At 65.0% G+C, this 4,289-nt stretch carries 3 protein-coding genes and 2 pseudogenes; 3 read left to right on the plus strand and 2 right to left on the minus strand.

What is annotated here, in order from left to right; translation table 11 throughout:
• Both AB4061_RS40245 and AB4061_RS40250 read right to left on the minus strand, forming a co-directional pair.
• Positions 1 to 145: pseudogene (locus AB4061_RS40245) on the minus strand (iron-containing redox enzyme family protein); the annotation flags it as partial.
• 195 nt (positions 146 to 340) lie between these two features.
• Complete coding sequence (locus tag AB4061_RS40250; protein ID WP_441641614.1) at positions 341 to 1,879, minus strand: hypothetical protein; 1,539 nt, start codon at positions 1,877 to 1,879, stop codon at positions 341 to 343.
• 330 nt (positions 1,880 to 2,209) lie between these two features.
• Here AB4061_RS40250 and AB4061_RS40255 point away from each other — a divergent pair, with 330 nt between their 5' ends.
• The 3 genes and pseudogenes from AB4061_RS40255 to AB4061_RS40265 form a co-directional block, all read left to right on the plus strand.
• Positions 2,210 to 2,962: a sulfite exporter TauE/SafE family protein gene (locus AB4061_RS40255; RefSeq protein ID WP_441641615.1), complete on the plus strand. Its 753-nt coding sequence runs from the start codon at positions 2,210 to 2,212 to the stop codon at positions 2,960 to 2,962.
• A 69-nt stretch (positions 2,963 to 3,031) separates the two neighbouring features.
• Complete coding sequence (locus AB4061_RS40260) at positions 3,032 to 3,964, plus strand: ornithine cyclodeaminase family protein (protein ID WP_441641616.1); 933 nt, start codon at positions 3,032 to 3,034, stop codon at positions 3,962 to 3,964.
• A gap of 180 nt (positions 3,965 to 4,144) precedes the next feature.
• A pseudogene (locus AB4061_RS40265) lies at positions 4,145 to 4,289 on the plus strand (iron-containing redox enzyme family protein); the annotation flags it as partial.

Here is a 4,289-nt window from a genome sequence, read left to right on the forward strand (position 1 = left end):
GGTTCTCGGCCCAGCGGGCGAGGTGGTCGCGGGAGAGCTTGCCGCTGGCCCAGGCGACGCTGAAGGGGGCTTTGTTGGCGCTTTTGCCCTTGATGGCGTTTTCAAGGGCGGCACGGAAATCATCACGGTTCATCAGTTCGGCCATCGGGAGCTCCTGGGGGAACGAGTTCAAGGTTGTGAGGGACTGCTTAGCGTGGTCCGAGTGGCGTTATCCGCGTCACTCGACACCTTGATGTAGATTGTATACTGTCTACTGCTTTTTGGAAGCGGCTATTTACGGCTTCGGGAATAAAAAAGCGAGGCACGGATGGCCTCGCCCCTGCGGCTCAATGCGACAGGCTCAGCGCCAGAGGAACATGGCGCAAACGGTGGATACGCACAGCCCGATCAGCACCGGCAACAGCAAGGCGCGTACCGCATCGAGCACCGGCACCCGGGCAAATCCGGCCACCGCAATCAGGGAGGACCACGCGATCAGCGTGCCGCCACCCGTCCACACCGCGCCCATCTGCCCGATTGCCGCCAGCGTGGCGGAATCGAAGCCCACCACCGGGCCCAGTGCGCCGGCCAGCGTGCCGGTCAGTGGCAGGCCGGCAAAGCCCGAGCCGTCGATGCCGGTGATCATGCCCACCAGCAGCACGCCAAACGCCACCAGCACATGGTTATCCGGAATCATGTGCTGGTAAGCCTGGATCAGCTCGAACAGCAGGCTGGGCGCCTTGTCGGCGCTGACACCCAGGATCTGCGCCGCGGTCTCGCCGGCGCCGACAAAGAAGAAGCCGGCGATTGGCAGCACCGAGCCCATGGCCTTGAAGGCGAAGACAAAGCCATCGGTAATGTGCTCGGGGCACACATCGAGCATCTTGCGCGGGCCTTCCGCCGCCAGCGTGGCCAGCATCATCAGCAGCGCCGCAACGCCGCCGACCAGCGCGGCCGCATCGCCGCCCTTCAACTCAGGCAGGCCCGAACCCATCTTCGGCAGCACCATCACGGCCACCACCGCCAGGAAGGCCAGCGGCGTCACCACCGCGAAGCACTTGGACCACTTGACGCGGCGCAGCGCCACCATGGCCAGGCTGCGCTCGATATTGGCATCGGTTGCGAGCGGCTCGTCGTGCTCGGTGCCGCGCGCGATCTCGGCCTTGTCGAAGGTGCCGGCGTGCTCGGCCTTTTCCACGGCGCCGCCCGCGCGCGCTTGCCAATGGGTCAGCAAGGCGCCGCTGGCAGGCACGATGTGCTTGCGCATCGACAGATAGGCCAGGGTCAGCGCGATGGCGCCGGTAATGATCGACAGCACCAGCGCGCGGTCGGCGACCACCACCGCGCTGACCGCGGCGCCGGCTGCCTTGGCGCTGATCCCGGGCGCCACGCCAATCACATAGTCGGACGAAAGCGCCATGCCCTRCCCCGCAATCGCGATGGCCATGGCGCCCGCCAGAGGCGGCAGGCCGGCCGCGATCGCCGCCGGCAGCAAGATGGCCGAGACCAGCGGCACCGCCGGCGTGGGCCAGAAGAACAGCGAAATCACGTAGGTAATGCCGGCCAGGATGAAGAACGCGGAATGGCCGTTCTTCATCACCACCCGGAACGGCTCCACCATGCGGATATCCGAGCGCAGCGTCTTCAGCGAATTGAGCAGCGCCGTCATGAAAGCGATGACCAGGAAGATGTTGAACAACTCCTTGGCCGCCACCAGGCTTGCCGAAAAAATGCCTCCCAGCGCCGAAACCGGGCTACCGGTCAGCGCAAACACCACCAGAAACGTACCCAGAATCGACGGCACGACCACATTGGCTCGCAGGATCATGGTCAGGACGATCACCGCCACGCCCGATAGGTAGATCCAGTGTGCTGCGCCAATCACCACTTCGTGTTGCATGTATTCCCCTTGGATCTTTATCTGTAGAGACCATCGTTTTCGTCTTGCGGGGCTATGGCTGCCCCATGAACGTATACTATATTCTTGATCTACATCAAAACAAGCGAAATCTATCGGGACTAGGGAATCCACCCAATCTGGTGCAAACCCTTATATTTTCGCGCTGAAACGGGGATGGCAGGCACCTTTTGCGAGCCAGCGGCGTCCATTTGGCCAGTTTCAGATGTCTTTCATTTGAAATTTATGTAGACTGTATACCAATTTATCGTGCCACCAAGATGCCATCACCGATGGCGCAGAGCGCGATCCCTGACACCAATCCAATCCACCATGACACTTTCCACCCTTCTTCCCGCCGGCACCACCGCCTGGCAATTCGGCCTGATGGGCGCGCTGATCCTGTGCGGCGCCTGCCTGCAAGGCGTGGGCGGGATCGGTTTCTCGATGGTGTCAGCGCCGGTGGCCGTGCTGTTCTTTCCGCAACTGGCCCCGGGCCCCTTGCTGGCCATGGGCGGGCTGGTCTCGTTGCTGGGTGCGATACGCGAGTTCCGTGCCATTGCCTGGCGCACGGCGGGCAATGCCCTGGCTGGCCGCGCGGCGGGCACGGTGGTGGCGGTGGCGGCAATGACGCAACTGCCGGCCGAATTGCCGGCGCTGGTGTTCGCGCTGTCGATCCTGGCCGCGGTAATGCTGAGCCTGCTGGGCTGGCGGGTGCAGGCATCCGGCCTGAACATGGCGGTGGCGGGTGCTGCCTCCGGCTTCATGGGCACGGTCACCTCGGCGGGCGCGCCGCCCTTTGCCATCGTCATGCAGCACCTGCCGCCGCCGCAGCTGCGCGCCACCATCGGCTGCATCCTGTGTGCCGGCGCGGCGTTTTCGCTGGCCATGCTGGCAGCCGCCGGCCGTTTCGGGCTGGTGGACCTGTGGCTCAGCCTGAGCCTGTCGCCCATGCTGCTGGTCGGCTTTGCGGTGTCCAATCGCCTCAAGAACCGCTTTTCGGCCAAGGCCGTGCGCAAGCTGCTGCTGGCGCTGTGCACGGCCGGCGCCATTGGCGTGCTGGTCAAGCTCGCCCTGCCCGTCTGACACGCCTTTCCTCGCCTTACCTTGGACCTCACGCTTCCCCTCCATTCCCGCTACGCCAGGAAACAAGCCATGCTGCATATCACCGACGAGATGATCGACCGCCACGTCAGCCCCGCTGACGCCCAGCAAGTGATGCTGGACGCCTTCCGCAGCTTCGGCCAAGGCAACGCCGCCATGCAGGAGCGTATCCGCACCGAGGCCGGCGGCGTCAAGCTGTCGACGCTGGGCGCGGTGATTCCCGAGCAGCAGGTGGCCGGCGCCAAGGTCTACACCACCATCAAGGGACAGTTCTCCTTTGTCATCCTGATCTTCTCCACCGAGGACGGCCGGCCGCTGGCATCGTTCGATGCGGGCGCGATCACCCGGCTGCGCACGGCTGCCTGCTCGGTGCTGGCCGCCCGGCACCTGGCGCGGCCGGGGGCCGAAGTGCTGGCGCTGTTCGGCGCCGGCACGCAAGGCGTGCAGCATGCCCGCCAGCTCGCCGCGGCCCTGCCGCTCAAGCGCATTTTGCTGTCCGACCCGTATGCCGATGCCGCCATGCCCGAGCGCCTGGCGCAGCAGTGCGGCATCCCGGTCGACTTTGCCGAGCCGGACCAGGCCGTGGCCCAGGCCGACATCGTGGTCACCGCCTCGCGCTCCACCACGCCGTTGTTCTCCGGCCATTCGCTCAAGCCCGGCGCCTTCGTCGCGGCCATCGGGTCGAGCCTGCCGCATACCCGCGAGCTGGACGACGTGGCGCTCTCCCGCGCGGCCCGCCTGGTGGTGGAATGGCGCCCCCAGTCGATGCGCGAGGCCGGGGACATCGTGCTGGCGGATCCCGCCGCGCTGCCGGCCGACAAGATCGTCGAGCTGGCCGATGTCGTGACCGGCAGCGTGAAGCCGCGCAGCAATGACACGGACATCCTGATCTACAAGTCCGTGGGCGTGGGGCTGGAGGATGTGGCGCTGGCGGGCTTCGCCTACCGGCAGATCGAGGCAGCGGGTGAAGCCAGGGCCGCTTGAACGCGGTGCAGCCGGCACGCGGGCTGCCTATCTGCCCTATTTGCTCGATCTACCACTACCTCTTTCTTGTAATTGTAGATAGTATACAATTATAAAAACGATAGCCGGTCAAGCAGATTGCTTCCGGAAGATGCTAAGCAGTCCCCCACAACCTTGAACTCGTTCCCCCAGGAGCCCCCGATGGCCGAACTGATGAACCGTGATGATTTCCGTGCCGCCCTTGAAAACGCCATCAAGGGCAAAAGCGCCAACAAAGCCCCCTTCAGCGTCGCCTGGGCCAGCGGCAAGCTCTCCCGCGACCACCTCGCCCGCTGGGCCGAGAACC

Origin of the sequence: Cupriavidus sp. YAF13 (genome assembly GCF_052113425.1) — a bacterium.
In the GTDB taxonomy this organism is placed as follows: Bacteria; Pseudomonadota; Gammaproteobacteria; order Burkholderiales; family Burkholderiaceae; genus Cupriavidus.

Excerpts from the sequence above, each read along its gene's own strand:
- AB4061_RS40260 (WP_441641616.1), top strand. The coding sequence starts at position 3,032 with ATGCTGCATATCACCGACGAGATGATCGACCGCCACGTCAGCCCCGCT.
- AB4061_RS40255 (WP_441641615.1), top strand. The coding sequence starts at position 2,210 with ATGACACTTTCCACCCTTCTTCCCGCCGGCACCACCGCCTGGCAATTC.